The organism is Clavibacter rahimiani, from assembly GCF_052654495.1.
In genome coordinates, this window is sequence record NZ_CP199790.1 from 3,024,980 (window position 1) to 3,049,240 (window position 24,261).

General features: G+C 75.0%; 28 protein-coding genes. 16 read left to right on the forward strand and 12 right to left on the reverse strand.

What is annotated here, in order from left to right:
- Positions 1-40: 40 nt before the first annotated feature.
- A complete protein-coding gene (gene menD / locus ACT7CP_RS14415) occupies positions 41-1,813 on the reverse strand; it encodes a 2-succinyl-5-enolpyruvyl-6-hydroxy-3-cyclohexene-1-carboxylic-acid synthase (RefSeq protein ID WP_445442725.1) in 1,773 nt (590 codons plus the stop codon).
- 6 nt (positions 1,814-1,819) lie between these two features.
- Positions 1,820-2,236: a PLD nuclease N-terminal domain-containing protein gene (locus ACT7CP_RS14420; protein ID WP_413961685.1), complete on the reverse strand. Its 417-nt coding sequence runs from the start codon at positions 2,234-2,236 to the stop codon at positions 1,820-1,822.
- A gap of 137 nt (positions 2,237-2,373) precedes the next feature.
- Here ACT7CP_RS14420 and ACT7CP_RS14425 point away from each other — a divergent pair, with 137 nt between their 5' ends.
- Together ACT7CP_RS14425 and ACT7CP_RS14430 are read left to right on the forward strand one after the other, a co-directional pair.
- Positions 2,374-2,739, forward strand: coding sequence for a DUF4229 domain-containing protein (locus ACT7CP_RS14425; protein ID WP_445442726.1), 366 nt, complete (start codon positions 2,374-2,376; stop codon positions 2,737-2,739).
- 89 nt (positions 2,740-2,828) lie between these two features.
- A complete protein-coding gene (locus ACT7CP_RS14430; protein WP_445442727.1) occupies positions 2,829-3,110 on the forward strand; it encodes a DUF1905 domain-containing protein in 282 nt (93 codons plus the stop codon).
- A 55-nt stretch (positions 3,111-3,165) separates the two neighbouring features.
- Here ACT7CP_RS14430 and ACT7CP_RS14435 read toward each other — a convergent pair whose 3' ends face one another.
- The 5 genes from ACT7CP_RS14435 to ACT7CP_RS14455 all read right to left on the reverse strand — a co-directional run bounded on the left by ACT7CP_RS14435 (position 3,166) and on the right by ACT7CP_RS14455 (position 8,313).
- The gene (locus ACT7CP_RS14435) at positions 3,166-3,483 is read right to left on the reverse strand and encodes a hypothetical protein (RefSeq protein WP_445442728.1); all 318 of its coding nucleotides are present in this window, start codon (positions 3,481-3,483) and stop codon (positions 3,166-3,168) included.
- A 50-nt stretch (positions 3,484-3,533) separates the two neighbouring features.
- Positions 3,534-4,517 (reverse strand): 1,4-dihydroxy-2-naphthoate polyprenyltransferase, encoded by a 984-nt coding sequence (locus ACT7CP_RS14440; RefSeq protein ID WP_445442729.1) that lies wholly within the window; start codon positions 4,515-4,517, stop codon positions 3,534-3,536.
- Positions 4,518-4,587: 70 nt separating this feature from the next.
- Complete coding sequence (locus ACT7CP_RS14445) at positions 4,588-5,340, reverse strand: histidine phosphatase family protein (protein WP_445442730.1); 753 nt, start codon at positions 5,338-5,340, stop codon at positions 4,588-4,590.
- 71 nt (positions 5,341-5,411) lie between these two features.
- Complete coding sequence (locus ACT7CP_RS14450) at positions 5,412-6,320, reverse strand: serine hydrolase (protein WP_445442731.1); 909 nt, start codon at positions 6,318-6,320, stop codon at positions 5,412-5,414.
- Positions 6,321-6,330: 10 nt separating this feature from the next.
- Positions 6,331-8,313 (reverse strand): M13 family metallopeptidase, encoded by a 1,983-nt coding sequence (locus tag ACT7CP_RS14455; RefSeq protein ID WP_445442732.1) that lies wholly within the window; start codon positions 8,311-8,313, stop codon positions 6,331-6,333.
- Between the two features lie 91 nt (positions 8,314-8,404).
- Here ACT7CP_RS14455 and ACT7CP_RS14460 point away from each other — a divergent pair, with 91 nt between their 5' ends.
- The 3 genes from ACT7CP_RS14460 (at position 8,405) to ACT7CP_RS14470 (ending at position 10,380) form a co-directional block, all read left to right on the forward strand.
- The gene (locus ACT7CP_RS14460) at positions 8,405-8,602 is read left to right on the forward strand and encodes a helix-turn-helix transcriptional regulator (protein WP_413961693.1); all 198 of its coding nucleotides are present in this window, start codon (positions 8,405-8,407) and stop codon (positions 8,600-8,602) included.
- Positions 8,586-8,987 carry a hypothetical protein gene (locus ACT7CP_RS14465; RefSeq protein ID WP_445442733.1) on the forward strand — a complete coding sequence of 134 codons (402 nt, stop codon included), beginning with the start codon at positions 8,586-8,588 and terminating at the stop codon, positions 8,985-8,987. Before ACT7CP_RS14460 ends, ACT7CP_RS14465 begins: the two co-directional genes overlap by 17 nt.
- 109 nt (positions 8,988-9,096) lie before the next feature.
- A complete protein-coding gene (locus ACT7CP_RS14470) occupies positions 9,097-10,380 on the forward strand; it encodes a uracil-xanthine permease family protein (protein WP_413961695.1) in 1,284 nt (427 codons plus the stop codon).
- Between the two features lie 21 nt (positions 10,381-10,401).
- On the opposite strand, the gene ACT7CP_RS14475 is transcribed toward ACT7CP_RS14470, so the two are convergent.
- Together ACT7CP_RS14475 and ACT7CP_RS14480 are read right to left on the reverse strand one after the other, a co-directional pair.
- Positions 10,402-11,100 carry an HAD family hydrolase gene (locus ACT7CP_RS14475; protein WP_445442734.1) on the reverse strand — a complete coding sequence of 233 codons (699 nt, stop codon included), beginning with the start codon at positions 11,098-11,100 and terminating at the stop codon, positions 10,402-10,404.
- Between the two features lie 64 nt (positions 11,101-11,164).
- Positions 11,165-11,674 carry a MarR family winged helix-turn-helix transcriptional regulator gene (locus ACT7CP_RS14480; protein ID WP_041464758.1) on the reverse strand — a complete coding sequence of 170 codons (510 nt, stop codon included), beginning with the start codon at positions 11,672-11,674 and terminating at the stop codon, positions 11,165-11,167.
- Between the two features lie 155 nt (positions 11,675-11,829).
- Here ACT7CP_RS14480 and mmuM point away from each other — a divergent pair, with 155 nt between their 5' ends.
- Positions 11,830-12,732: a homocysteine S-methyltransferase gene (gene mmuM, locus ACT7CP_RS14485; RefSeq protein WP_445442735.1), complete on the forward strand. Its 903-nt coding sequence runs from the start codon at positions 11,830-11,832 to the stop codon at positions 12,730-12,732.
- Positions 12,733-12,974: 242 nt separating this feature from the next.
- Positions 12,975-13,496 (forward strand): hypothetical protein, encoded by a 522-nt coding sequence (locus ACT7CP_RS14490; RefSeq protein WP_445442736.1) that lies wholly within the window; start codon positions 12,975-12,977, stop codon positions 13,494-13,496.
- A 93-nt stretch (positions 13,497-13,589) separates the two neighbouring features.
- On the opposite strand, the gene ACT7CP_RS14495 is transcribed toward ACT7CP_RS14490, so the two are convergent.
- On the reverse strand, positions 13,590-14,453 hold the full coding sequence (locus ACT7CP_RS14495; protein WP_445442737.1) for an NAD(P)H-binding protein: 864 nt from the start codon (positions 14,451-14,453) through the stop codon (positions 13,590-13,592).
- Positions 14,454-14,566: 113 nt separating this feature from the next.
- Here ACT7CP_RS14495 and ACT7CP_RS14500 point away from each other — a divergent pair, with 113 nt between their 5' ends.
- Entirely contained in the window at positions 14,567-14,998 is a 432-nt protein-coding gene (locus ACT7CP_RS14500) for a winged helix-turn-helix transcriptional regulator (RefSeq protein ID WP_445443994.1), read from the forward strand.
- Between the two features lie 49 nt (positions 14,999-15,047).
- Entirely contained in the window at positions 15,048-16,343 is a 1,296-nt protein-coding gene (locus ACT7CP_RS14505; protein WP_445442738.1) for an MFS transporter, read from the forward strand.
- Between the two features lie 24 nt (positions 16,344-16,367).
- Here ACT7CP_RS14505 and ACT7CP_RS14510 read toward each other — a convergent pair whose 3' ends face one another.
- Positions 16,368-17,198: a helix-turn-helix transcriptional regulator gene (locus ACT7CP_RS14510; protein WP_445442739.1), complete on the reverse strand. Its 831-nt coding sequence runs from the start codon at positions 17,196-17,198 to the stop codon at positions 16,368-16,370.
- 101 nt (positions 17,199-17,299) lie between these two features.
- Here ACT7CP_RS14510 and ACT7CP_RS14515 point away from each other — a divergent pair, with 101 nt between their 5' ends.
- From ACT7CP_RS14515 to ACT7CP_RS14525, 3 genes are all read left to right on the forward strand, one after another.
- Positions 17,300-18,037 (forward strand): SDR family oxidoreductase, encoded by a 738-nt coding sequence (locus tag ACT7CP_RS14515; protein ID WP_445442740.1) that lies wholly within the window; start codon positions 17,300-17,302, stop codon positions 18,035-18,037.
- A complete protein-coding gene (locus tag ACT7CP_RS14520) occupies positions 18,034-18,264 on the forward strand; it encodes an Atu4866 domain-containing protein (RefSeq protein WP_191147623.1) in 231 nt (76 codons plus the stop codon). Before ACT7CP_RS14515 ends, ACT7CP_RS14520 begins: the two co-directional genes overlap by 4 nt.
- Positions 18,265-18,390: 126 nt before the next feature.
- Positions 18,391-19,257, forward strand: coding sequence for an aldo/keto reductase family oxidoreductase (locus ACT7CP_RS14525; protein ID WP_445442741.1), 867 nt, complete (start codon positions 18,391-18,393; stop codon positions 19,255-19,257).
- A gap of 7 nt (positions 19,258-19,264) precedes the next feature.
- On the opposite strand, the gene ACT7CP_RS14530 is transcribed toward ACT7CP_RS14525, so the two are convergent.
- Positions 19,265-20,188 (reverse strand): LysR family transcriptional regulator, encoded by a 924-nt coding sequence (locus tag ACT7CP_RS14530; protein WP_445442742.1) that lies wholly within the window; start codon positions 20,186-20,188, stop codon positions 19,265-19,267.
- A gap of 89 nt (positions 20,189-20,277) precedes the next feature.
- Between ACT7CP_RS14530 and ACT7CP_RS14535 the strand changes: the two genes are divergently transcribed.
- From ACT7CP_RS14535 to ACT7CP_RS14550, 4 genes are all read left to right on the forward strand, one after another.
- A complete protein-coding gene (locus ACT7CP_RS14535) occupies positions 20,278-21,255 on the forward strand; it encodes a DMT family transporter (protein WP_445442743.1) in 978 nt (325 codons plus the stop codon).
- The gene (locus ACT7CP_RS14540; protein WP_445442744.1) at positions 21,252-21,620 is read left to right on the forward strand and encodes a YidH family protein; all 369 of its coding nucleotides are present in this window, start codon (positions 21,252-21,254) and stop codon (positions 21,618-21,620) included. Before ACT7CP_RS14535 ends, ACT7CP_RS14540 begins: the two co-directional genes overlap by 4 nt.
- Complete coding sequence (locus ACT7CP_RS14545; protein WP_445442745.1) at positions 21,617-21,979, forward strand: DUF202 domain-containing protein; 363 nt, start codon at positions 21,617-21,619, stop codon at positions 21,977-21,979. Before ACT7CP_RS14540 ends, ACT7CP_RS14545 begins: the two co-directional genes overlap by 4 nt.
- Positions 21,980-22,165: 186 nt before the next feature.
- On the forward strand, positions 22,166-24,241 hold the full coding sequence (locus ACT7CP_RS14550; RefSeq protein WP_445442746.1) for a PhoX family protein: 2,076 nt from the start codon (positions 22,166-22,168) through the stop codon (positions 24,239-24,241).
- Positions 24,242-24,261: the final 20 nt, after the last annotated feature.

The following is a 24,261-nucleotide window of genomic DNA, read 5'->3' on the forward strand; positions in this document are numbered from 1 at the left end:
CGCTCCAGGGCGGCGCACGAGAAGTGACGAGCGCGCCGCGCTACCGGACCAGCGGCACCTCGATGAGGAGCGGCGCGTCGGACACGGTCGTGAGCGCCGCCTCCAGCTCACCGTGCGTGGCCGCGCGGAGGTGGGTCCAGCCGTAGGCGCGCGCGAGGGACGCGAGGTCCACCCGCTGGGGCGTGAACATGACGCGGTCGATGGCGTCGGGCGCGGCGGTGCGCGACACCTCGAGGCCGTCGAAGATCGTGCCGCCGCCGTCGTTGCCGACGATGACCTGGATCCGCGGGACCCGCTCGCCCGTGCCCAGGAGCAGCGAGCCGACGTCGTGCAGGAGCGTGAGGTCGCCCACGAGCACGCGCGTGACGCCCGCGGCGGAGGTGCCGGGTCCTGCCTGCGAGGCGAGCGCGACGCCGAGGCCGGTGGAGATCGTGCCGTCGATGCCGGCGAGGCCGCGGTTGGCGTGGACGCGCACGCGCTTGCCGGGGAGCGCGCGGTCGGCCTCGCGGATGAGGCGCGACGCCCCGAGCACGAGGCGGTCGTGCGGCCAGGTGGCCTGCCACACGGCGCGCACGAGGTGGCGGCGCGTGACGTCGGCGCGCACCGCGGCGAGCTCCGCGCGCGCGAACTCGCGGCGCTCGGCGGGCGTGATGCCGGCGGGGACGAGCGGCGCGGCGTCGGCGTCGGTCGCCTCGTCGAGGATCGCCCGGCTCTCCGTGACCCAGGTGCCGAGCCAGCGGCGGGCCCCCGTCGGATCCGCGGGCTCGCCGACCACGCGCACGGCGGCCGGGTGGGCGGTGACGCGGTGGCGCGGGTCGTAGTCCTCGCCGCCGGTGGATCCGACGACGATCGCCTCGACGTCGTCGCGCCCCACGAGCAGCGGGACCTCGCGCGTGAGGGTGGGGTGCCCGAACACGACCACGCGCTCGACGCGGTCGCCGAAGCCGGGGCGGGCGAGCAGCTCGCGGAAGGAGACGACGAGGTTCGGGCCGAAGTGGGATCCGCTGGAGATCTCGGCGGCGAGCGGCCAGCCTCCGGCGCGCGCGAGCGCCTCGGCGGCCTCGCCCGCGGCGTGCCCGGCGACGACGAGCGTGCGCGGGCCGTGCGGGAGGTCGAGGACGTCGGCGGCCTGCGCGGAGGCGGCACCGGCATCGGCGGCACCACCGGCGTCGGCATCGGCATCGGCGCGGGCCTCCGCGGCGGCCTCGGCCAGGTCCGGCACGCGGACGCTCAGCGGATCCCGGAAGGCGGCGTTCACGTGCACGGGCGTCCGCTCATCGCGCGCCCGGCGGTACGCGTCGCGCGCGATGACGGCGTCGCGCGCGAGGTCGTCGTCGGTCTCCTCGGGCGCCGGCACGTCGACGCCGACGACGCGGTCGCCGAACATCCCCGGCTGGCGGGTGGTCTGGTTGCTCGCGATGCCGCGGAGCTCGGCGGGCCGGTCGGCCGTGAGGAGCAGCATCGGGACCCCCGAGTGCCACGCCTCGAGGACGGCCGGGTGCAGGTTCGCGACGGCGGTGCCGGACGTGGTGATGACGGGCGCGGGCCGGCCGGACTCGACGCCGAGCCCGAGCGCCAGGAACCCGGCGGCCCGCTCGTCGATGCGGACGTGCAGGCGCACGCCCTCGACGCGCTCCAGCTCGGCCGCGACGAGCGCGAGGGCCTGGGAGCGGGATCCGGGGCACAGCACCACGTCAGTGACGCCCTCGCGCACGAGCGCGAGCATCATCGCGATGGCCCGGTCCGTGGACGGGTTGCCGGTGCGGGGTGCGGTGGAGGACGGGCGGGCGGGTCGGGAGTCGGTGGTGGTCACCGGCGGTCAGGCGTCCCGGCGGCCCGGCGCGCGGTCGTCGTCGTCCGGGCTGGGGCGCGGGGATCCGCCGGGTGCGCCCGGGGCGGGCGGCGTGTCGGGGCCGTCGCTGTCGAGGTCGGCGAGCTCCTGCTCGAGACGGCGGATCCGCTCCTCCTCCGAGCGCGTGCGGCCGAGGCCGGAGAGGAAGTCGGGGTCGTCGTCCGGACCGAGGCGGCGACCGGAGGATCGGGCGAGGTCCGTGCGGTCCTTGCCGATGGTGAGCCAGAGGATGCCGCCGATGAGGGGCACGAGGACGACCACCGCGATCCAGGCGGGCTTGGGGAGACCGCGCATGCGGGTCCGCGGCGTCAGGGAGGTGTCCACGATGACGAAGACCGTGAAGAACACGATCACGACGGCGAGACCGATCAGCAGGCGGGGCATCTCCCGATGGTAGCTCCGCAACCGGGGAGGTAGCCGGGCGTCCAGCGAGCGGGAAGGGGGCGCGGGCCGGGCTCCGGCTGGGCGGCGTCGCGCGGGAGGCCGAGGCTCCGCCCAGCCGTCCGACCTATGCTGACCCGGTGAGTTCCCGTCGCTACTGGCTCGTCTACACCGTCGTCCGCATCCTCCTGTTCGCCGTCCCGTTCGGCCTCGTGGTCGCGGTGAGCCCGGACTTCTGGCCCCTGGCCGCCGTCATCGGCGCGGTGGTGTCGTTCTGCGGGTCGTACATCTTCCTGCGCCCCCAGCGCGAGGCCATGGCGCGGGACCTCGAGGCCGTCGCCGCGGGCCGCCGCAAGCCCGTCGCGGACGACGACTCCGAGGACGCCGCGGTCGACGCCGCCGAGCGCCGGGCGCGGGCCGCCGGATCCCCCGACGCCGCCGCGCGCGACGCCGGCGCCTCGAGTGCCGCTACCCCGCGCGCCGACGGCGAGGCCGAGCGCAGCTGACGCAGCCCCCTCGGGGGCTGGAGCCGAAGCACCGGCTCCCGGTACGCTCGTGCCCGCATCAGCCGCCACGTCGAGGAGGATCCGCACCCGTGAGCCCCGGCCCCCTCGACCTCGCATTCACGGCGCCCATCGGCGTCACCGTCAAGGGCGACCTCTGGTCCTGCGTCGAGGTGCCCGGCTCGGTCGAGCTCCTCGGCACGGGCAAGGCGGTCAAGGTCGTCGCGACCGTGGACGGCGAGCCGCTCACAGCCGGCCTCCTGCCGACCGGCACGGGTGGTCACATGCTGTCGATCAGCGCGAAGCTGCGGAGGAAGCTCGGCAAGGACCTCGGGGATCCGGTCGCCGTCCACCTGACCGAGCGCCTGACCTGATCGCCGGACGGCCCGCGCCCGCGCCGTCGCGCCGACCGTCGCGATCCGGATCCGCTCACTCGCCGTCGTGTGGCACGTACGCGACCCAGCGGCCGCCCGCCGACGGCGGCGAGGTGTCGCGGAGCACCGGGCCGCGCGGCCGGACCGACGGCACCAGCGCGTCCCCGTCGAGCACCCGGTAGCGCTCCGTCGGCCGCGCATCGGCGTCGGCAGCGGCGAGCGCCGACAGCAGCCGGGCAGGCGCGCCGCCGGGATCCGCGACCACGAGCGCGCCCCACCACGCCGTGAAGGGGGCGTCCACCACCAGCACGGCCCGCCCGCTGGTGCCCGACCGCGGGCGGAGCATCAGGCCGATGCCTTCGACGACCGCCACCTCGTGCGTCGCCGCGAGGGCGTCCGCCAGCCCGGTCGGCGCGTCCCCGCTCAGAACGCGAACGCCGCCCCGAGGCCGAGGCCGAACGTGAGGGCGGCCATGCTCGTGAGCTGCAGCGAGAGGATCAGCTCCTTGGGGGTGCGGCCGGTGCAGGCGATGATCGCGGCCGGCAGCGCGAGCACGAGCGTGAACAGCACGAGCAGCGCCTTCGGGTAGAAGAGGCTGAAGAAGACGACGACCGCGTACGCGATCGCGATCTCGACGCAGTAGACGATGCGCGACCCGCGCGGGCCGAGCCGCACCGCGAGGGTGCGCTTGCCGACCTTCCCGTCCTGCTCGATGTCCCGGATGTTGTTGACCATGAGCACCGCGCACGCGAAGCCGCCCGCCGCGACGCCGCCCAGCCAGCCCTCGCCCGTGATCCGGCCGATGAGGATGAACTGCGTGCCCGCGGTCGCGACCAGGCCGAAGAAGGCGAAGACCACCACGTCGCCGAGGCCGGCGTAGCCGTAGGGCTTCTTCCCGCCGGTGTAGAAGTAGGCCGCGACGATCGCGACGGCGCCCACCGCGAGGAGCCACCAGTGGCCGGTGATCAGCACGATGACGAGGCCCGCGACGGCGGCGAGGCCGAAGAACGCCAGCGCGACGGTGAGCACGGTGCGGGGCTTCGCGGCGCCGGATCCGGTGAGGCGGGCGGGGCCGACGCGGACGGCGTCCGTGCCGCGGATCCCGTCGGAGTAGTCGTTGGCGTAGTTCACGCCGACCTGCAGCAGCACCGCGACGGCGAGGCAGAGGAGCGCGAGGCGGAGGTCGACGCCCTCGTCGGGGCCCAGCGCGCGGGCGGCTCCCGCGCCGATCGCGACGGGGGCGACGGCGAGCGGGAGGGTGCGGATGCGGGCGCCGGAGATCCAGTCGCGCGCCGTCGCCTTCCGGACCTGTGCCGGGTTCCCCGAGCGCGCCTTCGCCGGGGATCCCGGACGGGTGCGGGCGGAGGACGAGGGGGCCGTGCGGGTGCGCTTCTTCTTCTGTGCCACGAGGGGCGATCCTACGCGGCGGGCCGATGCGCGGCCGCGCCGACGGGGCCCGCCGTGCTGGTGCCGAGCGCTAGCGGCTGCCGCCCGCGGGCGACGGCGCCCAGCCGGTGGCGGGGCAGTTCCAGCGCATGATCGCGTGGCGGCCGTGCTCGAAGCCGAGCTCGCTGAGCGTCGAGGTCGAGAGGGTGAGGATCCCGCCGGCCTCCGGGGGCAGGCCGACCCAGGCGACGGCGAGCGCGCGGATCACGTGGGCGTGCGCGACGAGCAGCACGTCCTGGCCGGACTCCAGCACCGGCAGGACCCGCTCGAGCACCTGGAGGACACGGTCGCGGACCTGCTGGGACGTCTCGCCCGGGCTGTCGCCGGCGGGCACGCCGTCGGTCCACAGGTCCCAGTGGCCGCGCTCCGACTGGATGTCGGCGGTCGTGCGGCCCTCGTACGCGCCGTAGTCGAACTCGACGAGCCGGTCGTCGACCTCGGCCTGCTCGCGGTAGCCGATGAGCTCGGCGGTGCGGAGCGCGCGCGAGCGCGGGCTGGCGAGCACGAGGCCGAACTCCGTGCCCGAGAGCACCGCGCCGACGGCCCGCGCCTGCTCCTCGCCGGTCTCCGTGAGGGGGATGTCGGTCGTGCCGGTGTGGCGCCCGTTGACGCTCCACTCGGTCTGGCCGTGGCGCACCATGACGATGCGGCCGCGCACCTTCTCCTGCCACTCGGGGGTGCCGGGGATCTCCGCGCGGGCGATCGCGGCGTCCACCTCCGCGTACATCGGCGCGACGTCGTCGCGGGCGAGGCGCTTGGCGGTGGCGGGGTTCATGCCGGTCATGCGGGGTCTCCTCCGTCGTCCGGGCGGGGGGCGGGCGACATCCGACTCTACGCCCGGCGGATCCCGCGGGTTCAGTGCACGTGCTCGAGGAGGTCCAGCCCCACGACGCTCAGGGCGTCGCGCACGGCGAGCCGGGCGCGGAGGTCCGCGTCGTCGAAGTGGACCATGACGGCGTACGCGACGGCGCCGCGCGGCCCGCGGAGCACGCCGGCCTCGGCGCGCACGCCCGCGTCGACGCCCGTGCAGTCGACGAGCGCCATGCCGTGCTCGCCGCCGCGGCTGACGAGCGCGTCCAGCCCGAAGGAGGCGGCGACCATCGACCGGTCCGTGTTGAGCGCCAGCCAGCCGACGACGCGCGTGCTCGTCTCCTCGTCCACCACCTCGCCGTGCACGAGCGAGGCGAAGAGCGAGGCGAGCTCGCGGGCGGATCCGACGGAGAGCTGCGGGGCGTCGTCCGGCCCGCGGCTGCCGCGCGCCACGTCGAGGAGCGCCGTGCGGCGGAGGCCGAGCGACTCGGCGCGCGTGCGCACCGCGTCGAGGCCGACGAGGCCGAGGAGCGCGTTGGTCGCGGCGGCGTCGCCGGTCGCGCCGACGAGCGACGCGAGGTCGGTGACGGGCAGCGACGGCACCACGAGGTGGCGCCAGAGGCCCGCCGTGCCGCCCTCGTCGTCCCGCCGCCGGTCGACGAGGTGCAGCGGCGACAGGTCGCCCGAGGTCATGCGCGCCGACAGCTCCACGAGGAGCAGCACGCGGCCGAGGCCCGCGGCGGGCAGCGCCACGTGGTCGTCGACCGCGAGCACGACGTCGCCGGAGTCGAGGTCGGTGGCGCGGGCCGCGACCCGCATCCCGTCGAGGGCGAGGCCGCCGAGCGCGCGGAAGGCGGGCCGGAACGACGGCGCGGGCTCGTGCCCGCGATGGCGCGCGACGCCGCCCCCGGTGTGCCGGGGGCGGTGCCGCGGAGCCTCGCCGGTGGGGGCCATCCTCCGCGCGTCACCAGATGGTGACGCGGGCCTCCTCGTCGAGCCACAGGCCGTCGCCCGGCTGCACGTCGAACGTCGCGTAGAACGCGTCGATGTTGCGGACGATCTGGTTGCAGCGGAACTCGTTCGGCGCGTGCGGGTCGATGGCGAGCAGGCGCATCACCTCGGCGTCGCGGCCCTTCTGCTGCCAGGCCTGCGCCCAGGAGAGGAAGAAGCGCTCCGCGCCCGTGAGGCCGTCGATCACCGGCGGCTCCGCGCCCTCGAGCGACAGGAGGTACGCCTTCCACGCGATGGAGAGGCCGCCGAGGTCGCCGATGTTCTCGCCGATCGTGAGCGCGCCGTTGACGTGCGGGGCGCCCTCGGCCGTCAGCTGCGCGGGCACGAGCGCGTCGTACTGCTGGATCAGCGACGCCGTGCGCTCCTCGAACGCCGCGCGGTCGGCCGGGGTCCACCAGTCGGTGAGGCGGCCGTCGCCGTCGTAGCGGGAGCCCTGGTCGTCGAAGCCGTGGCCGATCTCGTGGCCGATGACCGCGCCGATCGCGCCGTAGTTCGCGGCCGGATCGCGCGCCTCGTCGAAGAACGGGAACTGCAGGATCGCGGCCGGGAAGACGATCTCGTTGAAGCCGGGGTTGTAGTACGCGTTGATGGTCTGCGGCGTCATGAACCACTCGTCGCGGTCGAGCGGCGCGCCGATCTTGGCGAGCTCACGGCGCGTCTCGAAGCGGGCGGTGGCACGCACGTTGCCCACGAGGTCCGTCGGGTCGATCTCGAGCGCCGAGTAGTCGCGCCAGCGGTCCGGGAAGCCGATCTTCGGGGTGAACTTGTCGAGCTTCTCCAGGGCACGCCCCCGGGTCTCCGCCGTCATCCAGTCGAGGCCGGAGATGGAGTCGCGGTAGGCCTCGACGAGGTGCCCGACGAGCACGTCCATCTCGGCCTTCGCGGTGCGGGAGAAGTGGCGGTCGACGTAGATCCGGCCGATGGCCTCGCCCATGGATCCCTCGACGAGCGAGACGCCGCGCTTCCAGCGCACGCGCTGCTCCGGCGCGCCGGTGAGCGTGCGGCCGTAGAAGTCGAAGGACGCCTCGGAGAAGGCCTTCGGCAGGAGGGCCGCGTTCGAGCGGACGACCTGCCAGGTGAGCCAGTCGCGGAGCGCCGGGATCTCGTCGGCGGTGAGGAGCGCGCCGAGGCCCTCGGCGAAGCTCGGCTCGCGGAGCACGACCTCGTCGAGCGCGGCTGCGGGGGCCTGGAGGGCGTCGCGCCAGACGTCGAGGTCGGCGCCGGACGCCTGCGCGACGAGCGCGCGGAGCTCTGCCCACGTGACGAGGTTGTAGGTGGCCTGGCTGTCGCGGGTGCGGACGTTGTCCCAGTGGGCGGCGGCGATGCGGGTCTCGAGGTCGAGGATCCGGTCGGCGCGGCCGGCGGGGTCGTCGAGCTGCGCGAGGCCGAGCATGCGCTCGACGAAGGCGCGGTAGGCCGTGCGGATGCCGGCGTGGCCCTCCTCGCGGTAGTAGCTCTCGTCGGGGAGGCCGATGCCGCCCTGCTCGACCTGCACGACGTAGCGCTCGGGATCGCCCGGGTCGTTGTCGACGAAGAGGCCGAGGAGGCCACTCACGTTCGTCCGCTCGAGCTCGCCGAGCGTGCGGAGGAAGGACGGCACGTCGGTGACCGCGGCCGCCGCGTCGAGCTGGTCGCGGATGGGCTCGACGCCGAGCGACTCGACCCGCTCCTCGTCCATGAAGCTCGTGAAGAGGTCGCCGAACTTGCGCTCCTCGGTGCCGGGCGCGGCGTCGACGGCCTCCTCGATGATCACGCGCACGGCCTCCTCGGCCGCCTCCGCGAGCTGGTGGAACGAGCCCCAGCGGGCCTTGTCGTCGGGGATCTCGGTGCGGTCGAGCCAGCGGCCGTTGACGTGGAGGTAGAGGTCGTCCTGGGGCCTGACCCCCTCGTCCAGCTCGTCGGTGCGGATCCCGGTCGGAGGTGTCTCGGCGCTCATGCGGCCAGCCTAGGCGTCCCCGCTGCGGCCCTCCCGGACGCGGTGTCAAGCGCGCTTGACACCTCTCCCACGTAAAGCTAGCTTGTCATCCATGCGCAGCGAGGTGAGGGAGCTCCGGACCGCGGCCGGCCTCTCGCAACAGGCCCTCGCCGACGCCCTGGGCGTCTCCCGCCAGACCGTCAACGCGATCGAGACGGGCCGCTACGACCCGTCGCTCGGGCTCGCCGTGAAGACGGCCCGCTTCTTCCACCGGACCGTCGAGGAGGTCTTCCATGTCGAAGTCGACTGAACGGCGCGGGATCTCCCGCGTGAACGTCGTGATCGTGGGCGCATTCCTGCTGGCTGCAGTCGTCGCTCTCATCGCCGGGTACGCGGATCGAGCGATCTTCCTCGCCGCGTTCGCCGTCGTCGGCCTGATCCAGGCCGTCGTCGCGGCCCAGCCGGAGGCCAGTGACGCAACGCGCATCGAAGGGCTCGAGTACCGCGACGAGCGCGACCGGCAGCTCGCCCAGCGCGGGTTCGCCGCCGTCGGCGTCGCCGCGATCCTCCTCTCGTGCGGCGCCTTCCTCGTCCGGACGATGATGGGCGACATCGACTGGTGGATCGGCGGGCAGATGATCGTGCTCGCCCTCGTGTGGGGCGTGGCCAACCGGATCGCCGTCCGCCGGGGCTGAGCGCGCGCCGAGCCGCCGGATCCGCCCGCCGAAACGCCGCCGCAACACGGCGTCGGTACGCTCGCGGATCGGGGCGTCTCCCCACACACCCGCGCGGAAGCAGGCGAGCATGGCCCGACAGATCTGGACCCTCCACGGCGACGGCAAGGCGGTGGACGCCTCCGCGGTCGTCGGCCCCGGCGAGCGCCTCACCTGGCCGCGCACCATCGGGCTCGGGATGCAGCACGTGGTCGCCATGTTCGGCGCGACCTTCCTCGTGCCCGTGCTCACGGGCTTCCCGCCCACGACCACGCTGTTCTTCTCCGGGATCGGGACGCTCCTCTTCCTCCTGATCACCAAGAACCGGCTGCCCAGCTACCTCGGGTCGTCGTTCGCGTTCATCGCGCCGATCCTCGCGGCCAACGCGGCCACGGCGTCGGGCGGCGGCGGCATCGGCGCGGCGCTCGCGGGCATCGTGGCGGTCGGGATCCTGCTGGCGGTGGTGGGCGGGATCGTGCAGCTCACGGGCACCGGCTGGATCGACGCGCTGCTCCCGCCCGTGGTCGCCGGCGCGATCGTGGCGCTCATCGGCTTCAACCTCGCCTCCGCGGCCCGCGACAACTTCGTGGTGGCGCCGGTGACGGCGACCATCACGCTCGCCGCCGTGATCCTCTCGACCGTGCTGTTCCGCGGGATCCTCGGCCGGCTCTCCATCGTGCTCGGCGTGGTGATCGGGTACGTCGTGGCCGTGATCCGCGGCGAGGTCGACTTCTCGGCGATCGCCGACGCCGCGTGGATCGGGCTGCCCGAGTTCCACGCACCGGAGATCACGCCGCAGTTCTGGTCGCTGCTGCCCGCGTTCCTGCCCGTCGTGCTGGTGCTCGTCGCGGAGAACGTCGGCCACATCCGCGGCGTCGCGCAGATGACCGACGGGTCGGTCAACAAGCTGACCGGCCGCGCGCTCCTCGCCGACGGCCTGGCGACCGTGGTCGCGGGCCTCGGCGGCGGATCCGGCACCACGACCTACGGCGAGAACATCGGCGTGATGGCGGCCACCCGCGTCTACTCGACCGCCGCGTACTGGGTGGCGGGCGCGTTCGCGGTGCTGCTCGGCCTCTCCCCCAAGGTCGGCGCCGTCATCAACACGATCCCCGCCGGCGTGCTCGGCGGCGTGACCACCGCGCTCTACGGCCTCATCGGGATCATCGGCGTGAAGATCTGGATGGACAACCGGGTCGACTTCTCGAAGCCCGTCAACCAGCTCACGGCGGCGACCGCGCTCATCGTCGCGATCGCGCCCTTCACCTTCACGCTCGGCACCGTCTCGTTCAACGGCATCGCGCTCGGCACCATCGCCGCGATCGTCGTCTACCACGTGATGCACACGGTCGCGCGGCTGCGCGGGACCGACTAGCGGCCGCGCGGCCGGCCGCGATCAGAGCCCGAGCAGCCGCTCCAGCGCCGGGTCCTCCAGGGAGTCGAGCACGAGGTCCGCACCCGCGTCGCGGAGCTCGTCGGCCGAGTAGTGGCCGCTCGCGACGCCGACCGCCGTGGCGCCCGCGTCGTGCGCGGACGTGATGTCGTTCGGGGTGTCGCCGACGACGAGGACCTCCTCGCGCGCGGGCCCGGCGCCGCGCAGGGTGCCGGCGGTCGCGATGGCGCGGCGCACCACGTCGACCCGGTCGGGCGAGTCGGATCCGTAGGCGCCGAACACGAAGAACCGGCCGAGGCGGGCGGGCTCCATCTTCGTGCGGGCCGCGCCCTCCATCGCGCCGGAGACGACGCCGAGCACGACGCCCGCGTCGGCGAGCCGGTCGAGCAGCGCCTCCGCGCCGTCGAGCACGCGGTAGCCCTCGGAGGCGCGGATGTCGTCGGCGAGGTGCCGGAGGTAGGAGGCGTAGAGGCGCGCGAGCTCGGCGGGCTGGGGATCCCGGCCCATCACGCCGCGGAAGGTGGCGGTGCCGACCTGCGGATCCGTCTCCCCCGCCGACGAGTGCTCGCCGATGTCGGCCTCGACGTCGTGGAGGTCGCGGAACGCCATCGCCCAGCTGCGGGCGCCGGAGCCGCCCGTGTGGATGAGGGTCTCGTCGATGTCGAAGAGGACGGCGGGCGGGATGCGATCGGTGTCGGCCATGCGTCCATCGTGCTCCGGCACGGATCCGGCCGGCCAGGGGGTGGACGCCGGGCCGCACCGGCGGTCAGGAGCGGCGCGCGCGGACCCGCTCGGTGGTGCGGGCGATGACGCGGAGGCTGTCGATGAGCGTCGCGATCTGCTCGCGGCTGAGGTCGGCGAGCACCTCGTCCTCGTCGGCCACGAGGCGGCGCATCGCCCGGTCGACACGCTCGATGCCGAACGGCGTGAGGACCACGAGCCGACTGCGGCCGCCCGCCGGATCCTCCTCGCGCGTGATGAAGGAGCGCGCGGTCAGCCGGTTCACCCGGTGCACGAGGCTGCCCGTGTCGGTGCCGAGCCGCTCGGCGAGCCCGGCGCGCGTGAGGCCGGCGTCGCCCTGCTGACGCAGCACGGAGAGGAACTCGAACTCGCTCGTCGTGAGGCCCTCGGCGGCGAACGCGCCCTCGCGGATCCGCTGCATCTGCGGCAGCAGGCGCCGGAGCCTCGACACCACGTCGAGCGGCGCGAAGTCGACGTCGGGCATGGCCGCACCCCACGCGTCGATCACCAGGTCGACGTCGTCGTCATCCTTCATCGGGACTCCCACCGTCGCGTCCACGGTACCGGGGAGCGGGGCGTCGCGGGCCCGCCGGCGACCGCAGGACGCGCGAAGGCCGGTGCGGCAGGCGGGGCCGCGTCGCGCGACGTCGCGGACCGCCGATCCGGCCGCCCCTCCGGCAGGATGTCCGCATGACCCGGCCGCTCCCCCTCCCCGACCGCCCGCTGGTGCTCGACGGCGGCCTCGGCACGCTGCTCGAGGCGCGCGGGCACGACCTGTCGGATCCGCTCTGGAGCGCGCGCGTGCTCGCTGACGAGCCCGATGCGGTGCGCGCAGCGCACGAGGAGTACTTCCGGGCAGGCGCGGACGTCGCGATCACGGCGTCGTACCAGGTGGGCTTCGCAGCCTTCGCGCAGCGCGGCCTGGACGCCGCCGCGACCGAGGAGCTGCTGCGCGCGAGCGTGCGGCTCGCCGCGGAGGCCCGGGACCGGGTCGCCCGGGACGACGCGGGCACTCCGCGCGAGCGGTGGGTCGCCGCGTCGGTCGGCCCGTACGGCGCGACGCTCGGCGACGGGTCCGAGTACCGCGGATCCTCGGGCCTCACGCGCGCGGAGCTCGGCCGCTGGCACGCGCCCCGGTTCGCCGTGCTCGCCGACGCGGGCGCCGACCTCCTCGCCTGCGAGACGATCCCGAGCCTCGACGAGGGCGCCGCCCTGGTGGACCTCGCGCGCGGCTCGGGCACCGCCGTCTGGCTCGCGTTCACGGTGGCCGACGGCCGGCTGCGCTCGGGCGAGCCGATGCGCGAGGGGTTCGCGCTGGCGGAGGAGGCGGACGAGGTCGTCGCCGTGGGGATCAACTGCGCGCACCCGGACGAGGTGCCGGCCGCGATCGCCGCGGCCCGGAGCGCGACCGACCGACCCGTGGTCGTCTACCCGAACTCCGGCGAGCGCTGGGACGCGGTCGCACGCGGCTGGCACGGCGACCCGGCTCTGCCGTCCGTCGAGGCGTGGATCCGGGCGGGCGCCTCGCTCGTCGGCGGCTGCTGCCGCGTGGGTCCCGACGAGATCCGGCGCATGCGGGACGCCCTGGGCTGACCGCGGCGGGCATCCTGTCGCCCGATGCGCGACGGCGCAAGCAGCAGCGCCCCAACCGCGCATCCGCCGCACGGTGCGTCCTGCGCACGGCGGCGGGCATCGACGGGGATCCGCCCCGTCCCGGTTCCCAGAGGATGCGGAGGCTTCCCACCGGGCGCCCAGGCGGGCGCGACGGGATGGTCGCAGCACATCGCACCGATGACCGGGCTCCGCTGGGGAGCCCCGACAGGAGGACGATCCGCATGACCATCACCCGCAGCTCCGCCCGCACCCTCGGCTCGATCGGCGCCGCCGCCGCTCTCGTGGCCGTCGGCCTCGCCATCCCGAGCGCCGCCAACGCCGTCCCCACCGAATGCGAGCCGGGGACGACCACCACCAGCCTCACGAGGACGGCCAGCGACCGCGTCGTCGCCGGCTCGCAGACCTCGACCGCCACGACGGGCGGCCCGCTCTCGGCCACGGTCTCCGCCGACGTCACGCGCGGGTCCGAGGTCTCCGCCGGCGCGTCGATCAGCGCGCTGATGGGCGCCATCTCCGCGCAGGTCAGCGCCACCGCGACCGAGTCCGCGTCGTGGTCGGCGGGATCGACGCTCGGCCCCGTCGAGGTCCCCGCGGGCGGCACGCTCACCGCGACCTACGGCTTCGAGGACATCTCCTGGCAGGGCACCACGGCCACCTGCCAGAGCTCCGGGCAGATGGGCCCGGCACAGACCGTGCACGGGACCGTGCAGGGCGCGACCTGGGTCGACTACGCCGTCGGCTGATCCGCGATCCGCACTGCCGACGACGACGCCCGCCCCTGGAGGGGCGGGCGTCGTCATGCGCGGATCCGCCTCGGGTGCGGATCCGATCGCCGGCTAGGCGCCGGGGACCGCCCGGCGGAGGCCCTCGGCGAGCGAGGTGGTGGGGCGGCCGAGGAGGCGGGAGAGGTCGCCCGTCTCGTCGTCGAGCTGGCCGGCGGCCGTGGCGGCGTCGAGGCCCACGACGAAGCCGATCGTGCCCTCGTCGAGGCCGGCGTCGCCGAGGATCCGCGCGTGCTCGGCGGAGTCGACCCGGGAGACGGGGACGGGCTGGCCGATGATTCCCGAGATCGCCTGGGCGAGGTCGTCCTGCGTCCAGCGCTCGTCGCCCGCGAGCTCGAGCGTCTGCCCGGCGAGCGCGTCGTCCATGGCCGCGACCGCGATGCCCTCGGCGAAGTCCGCGATGGTGGCGCTCGCGACGACGCCGTCGCCCGCGCTCGTGAGGAGCGCGCCGGACTGCGTCACGGCGTCGACCGTGGCGGCGTAGTTCTCCGTGTACCAGCCGTTGCGGAGGAGGGTGACGGGGACGCCGGAGGCCGCGAGGACCTCCTCGGTGGCCTTGTGCTCGCCCGCGATGAAGAGCTCGGTGGTGGAGGCGCGGAGGACGCTCGTGTAGAGGATCCGGCCGACGCCCGCGGCCGTCGCGGCCTCGATGGCGGTGGTGTGCTGCGGCACGCGCTGGCCGACCTCGCTGCCGGAGACGAGCACGAGGGTGTCACCGGGCTGGATCGCCGCGGTCACGCTCTCGGCGTCGGAGTAGTCGAGGCGGGCGGTGCGGACGCCCTGCGCGGCGAGCTCGCCGAGGGCCTCGGGGCGGCGCGCGGTCGCGAGGATGTCGGAGGCGGCGTAGCCGCGGGCGAGGAGGGACGCGACGATGCGCGATCCGAGGCGGCCGGTGGCGGCGGTGACGACGATGGTCATGGGATGCCTTTCGAGTCGGGGGACGAGCGGTTCGCCCGGGACAACCGGGGTGACGCCGAAGAGCTTCCCACAGGGAGGTACCCACTTTCAGGTAAGTTGGTCCCATGCGCGACATGAGCTTCCGGGTCACCCGCGACCGGCCCGGCGTGACCGAGGGCCGCTACCCCGCCAACTGCCCGTCGCGCACGCTGCTCGACCACGTCACGAGCAAGTGGGGAGTGCTCGTCCTGCTCGCGCTCGGCGAGGGATCGCACCGGTGGGGCGAGCTGCGCCGGGAGATCGAGGGCATCAGCGAGAAGATGCTCGCCTCGACGCTGCGGACGCTCGCGGAGGACGGCTTCGTGATCCGCGAGGCGCAGGGCACCATCCCGCCGCGCGTCGACTACCGGCTCACCGAGCTCGGGCACGAGGCGTCCGCGCGGCTGATCCCGCTCATGGACCTCGTCGCGGACATGGCCGAGCGCGCCGAGGGCGCGGCACCCGCCGACGCGGCACCCGACGCCGCCGCCGGGGAGCGGTCGTCGGGGGCCCCGGTCCGTCCCTAGGCTGGAGACCCGCGCCGACGCCTCGTCCGGCCGGAGGAAGATCCGCCGCATGCCCTCCCCGTCCGCGCCGACGCTGTCGCGCACGTCCGCCCCGCCCCGTGACATCCGCCGCGCGCGCGTCGCCGTGGGCGTCCTCTTCTTCACCAACGGCGCGATCTTCGCGAACCTGCTGCCGCGCTACCCCGCGATCAAGGCGGAGCTGGGGCTCGCGAACGTCGAGTTCGGCGCCGCGGTGGCCGCGTCGCCGCTCGGCGCGCTCATCGCCGGGCTGGCGGCGGGCGTGCTCATCCGGCGGTACCGCTCGGCGCGCGTGGCGGTCGCCGCGACGGTCGTGGCGTCCCTCGGGATCCTGCTGGCCGGCCTCGCGCCCGGCTGGGCCGTGCTCGCGGGCGCCCTGTTCCTGGCGGGCGCCATGGACTCGATCACCGACGTCGCGCAGAACTCGCACGCGCTGCGGGTGCAGCGGCTGTACGGGCGGTCGATCATCAACTCGTTCCACGCGGTCTGGTCGATCGGGGCGGTGTCGGGCGGGATCATGGGCGCGGCCGCCGCGCAGATCCGGCTGCCGCTCCTGGTGCACCTGACGATCTCCGCGGTGCTGTTCAGCGCCTTCGCCGTGCTCGCGCTCGCGTGGCTCCTGAAGGGCCCGGAGCCGGAGCCGGGCGAGGGCGGCGCGGCCCACGCACACGAGCCCATCGCGGATCCCGAGGACGGCGTCGTGCGCGCCGCCGGCCCCCGCGCGCTCGGCCTCGTGGCGAAGTACGGCGTGCTGCTGGCGCTCGTGATCATCGCGTCCGGCGGCGCGATCGTCGAGGACGCCGGCAGCTCCTGGTCGGCCATCTACCTCTCGGGCGACCTCGGTGCGAACGCGTTCGTCGCGGGCCTCGGCTTCATCTCGCTGCAGGGCATGCAGTTCATCGGCCGGATGCTCGGCGACCGCATGGTCGACCGCTTCGGCCAGCGCGCCATCGCCCGCCTCGGCGGCGTGCTCGTGCTCGTCGGCATGGGCGGGGCGCTCGCGTTCCCGAGCATCGTCGGCACGATCGTGGGCTTCGGCGTCGCGGGCTTCGGCGTCGCGACCCTCATCCCGGCGGCCATGCAGGCGGCGGACGAGCTGCCCGCATTCAAGCCCGGCACGGGCCTCACGATCGTCGGCTGGCTGCTGCGCGTCGGGTTCCTGATCTCGCCGCCCGTCGTCGGCGCCATCGCGGACGCGTCGTCGCTCCGCTTCGGCCTGATCTTCATCCCGGCCGCCGGCCTCCTCGTGCTCGTGTTCTCGCGCGTGCTGGCGACCCGGCGGGCGCACCCGGCGGCGCAGGCGGCGCCGGGCGCCGCCTCCTCCTAGGCGCGCGGGCGCGATCCGCCGCCCTCAGCGGGAGGCGGCGCGCGTGGCCGCGAGCGACCCGAGCAGGGCGAGCGCCTCGGCGCTCGGCGACCCCGCCTCGGCGCGGTAGACGACGAGCTCCTGCCCCGGCGCGGCGCGCACGTCGAAGGCGTGGGCGCGGAGGTCGAGCGGGCCGACCTCCGGGTGCAGGAACCCCTTCCGCACCGGCCGCTTGCTCCGCGCGTCCCCCGTCGCCCGGAGGTCCGCGAACTCGGGGCTCGCCGCCGTCAGCTCCCGCACGACGGCCCGGAGCCGGGCGTCGTCCGGCGCCTGGCCCTCGGCGAGGCGCAGCCCCGCGACGGTCGCCGCGGCCGCCGCGGGCCAGTCCGCCCAGAGGGTGCGGGCGGCGGGGTCGAGGAACAGCATCCGAGCGAGGTTGCCGCGGTGCGCGGCGCTCGCGAACAGGGCGCGGCCGAGCGTGTTGGCGGCGAGCACGTCGTAGGCGCGGCCGAGCACGAGCGCCGGGTGCTCCGGCCAGGAGTCGAGGAGCGCCAGCAGTTCCGGATCCGCGCGCTCGGACGAGGCGCTCGAAGAGGCAGGCGCGGGGGCGAGCCCGGCCAGCCGGAAGAGGTGGAGGCGCCCGTCGTCGTCGAGCCCGAGGACCCGCCCGAGCGCGTCGAGCACCTGCGGCGACGGGTTCGTCTCGCGGCCCTGCTCGAGGCGCATGTAGTAGTCGGCGCTCATGCCCGCGGCGACGGCGACCTCCTCGCGGCGGAGGCCCGCGACGCGGCGGCGGCCGCCCGAGGGGAAGCCCGCGTCCTCGGGCCGGGTGGCCGCGCGGCGGGCGCGCAGGTAGTCGCCGAGGTCGTGGGTCATGCCCCGACCCTAGGTCGACCGCCGCGCGGATGGGTGGGTGCACCGCACCCGGGCACGCCGCGGCCCTCGGCGGGCGCGGCGCGGGATCGAGGGTGGAGGACATGACCCCACACGACACCCCCACCATCACCCTCATCACCGGAGCGAGCAGCGGGATCGGCGCCGCCACCGCCGAGCGCCTCGCTGCCGACGGCCACCACGTCGTCCTCGCCGCCCGCCGCCGGGACCGCCTCGACGCGCTCGTCGCCCGGCTGACCGCGGCCGGCGGATCCGCGCAGGCCGTCCAGCTCGACGTGGTCGACGCGGACGCGCACCGCGCCGTGGTCGACGCCGTCGTCGCCGAGCACGGGCGCCTCGACGTGCTCGTCGCCAATGCGGGCGTCATGCCGCTCTCCCGCCTCGACGCCGGACTCCTCCCCGAGTGGCGCCGCATGGTCGACGTCAACGTCATGGGGCTGCTGCACGGCATCGCCGCGGCCCTCCCGCACTTCACGCGGCAGGGAACCGGCCACCTCGTGACGATCGCGTCCATCGCCGCCCGCGAGGTGCCGGCGACGAGCGCCGTGTACTCGGGCACGAAGCACGCGGCCCGCGCGATCACGGAGGGACTGCGGATCGAGTCGCCTGCCGGGATCCGCGTCACGACCGTCAGCCCGGGCGTGACCGAGAGCGAGCTCGCCGACTCGATCACGGACCCGCACGCCCGCGAGGCGATGGTCGCGTACCGGGCCGGCGCGATCCCCGCGTCGAGCATCGCGGCGGCCGTCGCCTTCGCGGTCGGGCAGCCCGCGGAGGTCGACGTCAACGAGATCACCGTGCGCCCGGCGGTGCAGCGATGACCGCGCACCTGGGCCTCTGGTGCACCGCGGACGGCCGCGTCCGCCAGGAGCTGCGCGCCGACGGCCGCTACGTGGAGGCGCGCGGCACCCGCGAGGCCGCGTACACCGGCGCCTACGAGGTCGACGGGGATCGCATCGCGTACCGCGACGACACCGGCTTCAGCGCCGACGGCGTCTTCGTCGACGGGGTGCTGCACCACGCGGGCATGGTGATGCGGCGGCGGTGAGGCGACGGACGATCCACTCGGGCGGGTCCGCATCCGAGCGGATCCGCTCACGGGCTCCTGCGAGTGCGGCCGCCCGCGCATCCCGCCGCGGGAGAGTGGGCGGACCGCCCACCCGAGAGGATCGCCATGTCCACCGACCTGCCCGGAGGGCTCTTCCCCCTCGCCGACGACCTCACCGTCACGCGCTTCGGCTACGGCGCCATGCAGCTCGCGGGGCCGCGCGTGTTCGGCCCGCCCGCGGATCCGGACGCCGCCCGCGCCGTGCTCCGCGAGGCCGTCGCGCTCGGGATCACGCACATCGACACGGCCGACTTCTACGGGCCCGGGCACACGAACGCGGTCATCGAGGAGGCGCTGTTCCCGTACCCGGAGCACCTGCACATCGTGACGAAGGTCGGGAGCCTCCGCGACGCGAAGGGCCGCTGGCCGCAGGCGCTCTCCCCGGCCGAGCTCCGCCAGGCCGTCTACGACAACCTCACGCACCTGACGCTCGACGTGCTCGACGTGGTGAACCTCCGCGTCGGCGCCTTCGACAGCCCGACCGACGGATCCATCGAGGAGCCGTTCACCGCGCTGGCCGAGCTGCAGCGCGAGGGGCTGATCCGCCACCTCGGCGTGAGCAACGTGACCGCCGAGCAGGTGGCCGAGGCCCGCGCGATCGCGCCGATCGTCACCGTGCAGAACCACTACAACCTCGCGCGCCGCGACGACGACGCCCTCATCGACGAGCTGGCCGCGGCCGGCATCGCGTACGTGCCCTACTTCCCGCTCGGCGGGTTCTCGCCGCTGCAGTCGGAGACGCTGTCGCGCGTGGCCGCCGACCTCGGATCCGCGCCGCTGCCCGTCGCGCTCGCCTGGCTCCTGCAGCGGTCGCCGAACGTGCTCGTGATCGCGGGCACCTCGTCCGTCGCGCACCTGCGCGAGAACGTCGCGGGTGCGCGGATCCGGCTGCCCGAGGAGGCGCTCGCGGAGCTCGAGGGCATCGGCGGCTGAGCGGCCGTCAGCGAGCCGGGTCGCGACCGGCCTCGGCCGCCGCGGCATCCGCCACCCGCCGGAGGGCGGCCAGCACGGTGCGCACGGAGGCGCGCGCGAGGGCATCCGGCCGGGCCAGGACGTCGACGTGGCGGACCAGCGCGACGCCGGAGACCGGACGCAGCACCATGCCGTCGACGGCGAGCGGGGCGGCCGTCGTCCGCGGCATGACGGCGATGGCCGCGCCCGTCCGCACGACCTGCGCGGCGACGGAGAGCTCGTTGATCCGGTGGACCACGTGCGGCACGGCTCCACTCAGCGCCCCGAGGTGGGCGAGCACGCCGGCGAGGGGGAAGCCCGGCTGCACCGAGATCCACCGCTCGTCGCGCAGCTGCTCCGGCGTGATGCCGGCCGACGCCGCGAGCGGGTGCGCGGCGTGCAGGGCGATGTCGAGCGGCTCGACGAGGAGCGGGGTGACGACGAGGCGCGCGGTCGGCCACGGCGGGTCGTGCGGCAGGCGGTGCGCGACGACGAGGTCGTGATCCGCGGTGAGCCCGGGGAAGGCGTCCTGCGCCACGTCCGCGTCGGCGAGGGCGAGCCGCGCGCGATCGCCCACCTCGGCCAGGAGGCGCCCGAACAGGGCGAGCCCCGCGCTGTGGAACGCGGAGACGCGGACGTCGCGGTCCTCGTGGTCGAGGAACGAGCCGACGGCGTCCCGGGCGCCGGCGAGCGCCTCGTCGACGCGGACCGAGGCCACCGCGAGCGCCGCACCCGCCTCCGTGAGCACGAGCCGCCGCCCGCGCTTGACGGTGAGCGGCACCGGGACGCCCGCCTGGAGCGCCGCGAGCTGCTGCGACACGGCGGAGGCGCTGACGCCCATCGCCGTCGCCACCGCGGCGACGCTGCCGCGGTCGCCGAGCTCGCGGAGGAGGCGGAGGCGGGCGGGATCCATGACCCCTGTCTAACGCATCAGCGCCGGCTAACGCATCGATGAAGACGATGTCGCTCGCTCTTCCGAGTCGAAGCGGGGACAGTGGCCCCATGACCTCCCGCGCGCGTGCCGAGCCCGTCGTCGACCTGCTGCTCGTCGGGGTCGCCGCCGTGTGGGGCGCGAGCTTCCTGGCCGCGAAGGACCTCGCGGCCGAGACGGGCGTGCCGGCGGCCGTCGCGCTGCGCTTCCTCGTCGCCGCGGTCGCGACCGGCCTCCTCTGCCTCGCCCGACGCGAGCGGCTCCCGCGCGGTCGCGGCCTCCTCATCGCCGCGGGCCTCGGGGTGTCGCAGGCCGCGGTCATCGGGCTGGAGACGTGGGGCGTGCACCTCACCTCCGCGACGAACGCGGGGCTCCTCATCAGCCTGGCGCTCGTGATGACGCCCGTGCTCGAGGGCGCCGCCTCCCGCTCCTGGCTCCCGCGGCGGTACTTCGTCGCCGCCGTGGCCGCCGTCGCGGGCGTCGCCCTCCTCGTCTCCGACGGCGGCCTGCGGGCCCCGACCCCGGGCGACGGCCTCGTGATCGCCGCCGCGGCGGTCCGGGCGATCCACGTCACGGCGAGCGCCCGCCTCACGCGGGGGCGGCGGGAGGGATCGCTCGGGGTGGTGCTCGTGCAGATGGCGGTCTGCGCCGTCGCCTTCACCGTGCTCGCCGGGCCGGACCTGCCCGCCGCGGCCGTGCGGCTGGATCCGTCCGGCTGGGCCGACGTGCTCTTCCTGGGCCTCCTCTGCTCGCTGTTCGCGTTCGTCGTGCAGCTCTGGGCGGTGCGGCGGACCTCGGCGTCGCGGGCGAGCATCCTCATGGGCACCGAGCCGGTGTGGGCGCTGCTCGTCGGCGTGCTCGTGGCGGGCGAAGCGATCGGGCCGGCGGGCGCGTGGGGCGCCGCGCTCATCGTCGCCGCGAGCTACGCGGGCCAGGCGATCGAGCGGCGGCACCGCGCGTCCGTCGACGCGGCGCTCGCCGGATCCCGCGAGAATGGGCGCATGCCCCTGCCCGCCGCGGCGCCCCGCCTGCGCGATCCCGCCGCATGACCGCGCCCGACCGCCGCTTCCCCCGGAGCGTCTACCGCGAGGGCGCCGAGCCCGACGTGCGGTTCACGCTCGCCAACGAGCGCACGTTCCTCGCCTGGATCCGCACGTCGCTCGCCCTCCTCGCCGGCGGCGTCGCGCTCGAGGCGCTGGGGCTCGGCCTGCAGCCGGGGTTCCGGCTCGCGGCGTCGATCGTGCTCATCGCGACCGGGATCCTCGCGCCCGCGCAGGCGTGGATCGGCTGGATGCGCACCGAGCGGGCCCTCCGCCGGGACCGGCCGCTGCCGTCCGCGGCGCTGTCGCTGCCGCTCGGGATCGCGGTCGTCGCCGCCGGGGTGCTCGTGCTGCTGGGCGTGCTGACGGCGTGAGCGCCTCCGGCCCGGACGCGCGACCCGGGAGCCGTCCCTTCGACCCGGGCCTCCAGCCCGAGCGCACGGCCCTCGCCTGGCGGCGCACCGCGCTGGCGCTCGTGGTCGGATCCCTGCTCGGGCTCCGCGTCCTCCCGCAGCTCCTCGGGTCGGCCGGCCTCGTCGTCGCGGCGGCCGGGGTCGTCGCCGCGCTCGCCGTGCTCGCGGCCGCGCACGGGCGCTACCGGCGGGTGCACCGGATCCTCACCTCGGGATCCGGCGACCGCCGCGCCCTCCCCGGCGGCGGCCTCCCCGCGCTCGTCGCCACGCTCACGGCGTGCGCGGGGGTGGCGGCGCTGGTCGTCGCGGTCGCCCGCTGAGGTCCCCGGGCAGAGCGACGCGACGGGCTCCGCCGCGCCCGCGCGCGGACCCGCACGATCCGGCCATCCGGGGTTCACCCGCCGTCCACCCGGGAGTCGGGGGCGGGGACGGGGGCACGAATACCTTTCGAATGTGATGCGTCCGCCGTGCCCGGAGGAGACGCCCGAGATCGATGGAGACCCCACATGACCCTCATCCGTGAGACCCACCACCGGCTCCTGCCGGTCCTGTCGCGCGATCCCCACGCACGCGGCAAGCGCAGCACCGTCACCTGCCACCTCAAGTGCGACGACGCCTGCACGAAGCCCGTCCCCAACATCACCGACAACTCCTACTTCCGCGACATCGCGGGCCGCGCCCTCTCGCGCCGCACGCTGCTCGGCGGCGCCGGTGCCGGTGCCCTCGCGATCCTCGTGGCGCAGAACGCCGCCGCCCCGGGAGCCGAGGCCGCCGCCGCGCAGGCCGCGTCCAACCTCCCCTTCACGGCGATCACGCCCGTCGACGCCTCCGTCGACCAGTTCAACGTGCCCACCGGGTACCGCTGGGCGCCGATCATCCGCTGGGGCGACCCGATCTTCAGCTACGCCGACGACTTCGACGCCGACAACCAGACGGCCAAGCTCGCGGCGCGCCAGTTCGGCTACAACAACGACTACCTCGACATCATCCCGATCAACTCGCGGAACAAGGAGGCGCTCCTCGTCGCCAACCACGAGTACACGAACGAGAACATCATGTTCCCGCCCGCGGTCGACGACGCCGAGCGCGACGAGCAGCGCCGCATCGGCAAGGCCTCGCACGGCATGTCCGTCGTCGCGCTCCGCCGCAAGACGGTCGGCCAGCCGTGGACCTACACGATCGGCCACCACCGCAACCGCCGCATCACCGCGGACACGCCCTTCACCGTGACCGGCCCCGTCGCCGGATCCGCCGCGCTCCGCACGAAGGACGACCCCAAGGGCACGACGATCCTCGGCACCCTCGGCAACTGCGCCGGCGGCACCACCCCGTGGGGCACCGTGCTCTCCGGCGAGGAGAACTTCAACGGCTACTTCCGCACCGCCGGCACCTCCGCCGCCGACAAGCGCTACGGCCTCGGCGACAAGGCCACGAGCCGCGGCTGGGAGTCGATCGACCCCCGCTTCGACGCCCGCAACGCCGGCTACGAGAACGAGCCGAACCGCTTCGGCTACATCGTCGAGGTCGACCCGTTCGAGCCCGGCGAGGCGCCCGTCAAGCACACCGCGCTCGGCCGCTTCAAGCACGAGGGCGCGAACGTCATCGCCGGCACGAGCGGCCACGTCGCCGCGTACATGGGCGACGACGAGCGCTTCGACTACCTCTACAAGTTCGTCTCGCACGACACGATGGTCACGGGCACCTCGCGCCAGGACCGCCGCAAGAACAAGCAGCTCCTCACGCGCGGCTCGCTCTACGTGGCGCGCTTCACGGGCGACTCGCCCGTCGCGGAGATCACGGGCACCGGCCAGCTCCCCTCGGACGGCCAGTTCGACGGCATCGGCCAGTGGATCCCGATCGCGGTCGACGGCGTCTGCCCCGTCCCCGGCTTCACCATCGAGGACGCGCTCATCCGCACCCGCCTCGTGGCCGACGCCGTGGGCGCGACCAAGATGGACCGCTGCGAGGACGTGGAGCCCAGCCCCATCACCGGCAAGATCTACGTCGCGTGCACCAACAACACCGACCGCGGCAAGGTCGGCAAGGAGGGCGCCACGGAGATGAACCCGCGGACGACCAACCGCGACGGCCACATCGTCGAGATCACCGAGGACGGCGGCGACCTCCGCTCGACGACCTTCTCGTGGAACCTCCTCCTCGTCGCGGGCGACCCGGCGAAGAACGAGTCCACCTACTTCGCGGGCTTCCCGAAGGACAAGGTCTCGCCCATCAGCTGCCCGGACAACGTCGCGTTCGACTCCGAGGGCAACCTCTGGATCTCGACCGACGGCGCCCCGAGCACCATCGGCCTGAACGACGCCCTGTTCAAGGTCCCGCTGGAGGGCGCCGAGCGCGGCCACGTGCAGCAGTTCCTCTCCGTGCCGACCGAGGCCGAGACCTGCGGCCCGGTCATCCACGACAAGGAGGGCATGGTCTTCGTCGCGGTGCAGCACCCGGGCGAGGACGGCTCGTTCGCCGAGCAGCACTCGTTCTTCCCGGACTACGTGCCGGCCGGCGTCACGCCCCCCAAGGGCGCGTGGCGCGGACCGCGTCCGTCGGTCATCCAGGTGTGGCGGGGCTGATCCGCTGACACGATCCGCTC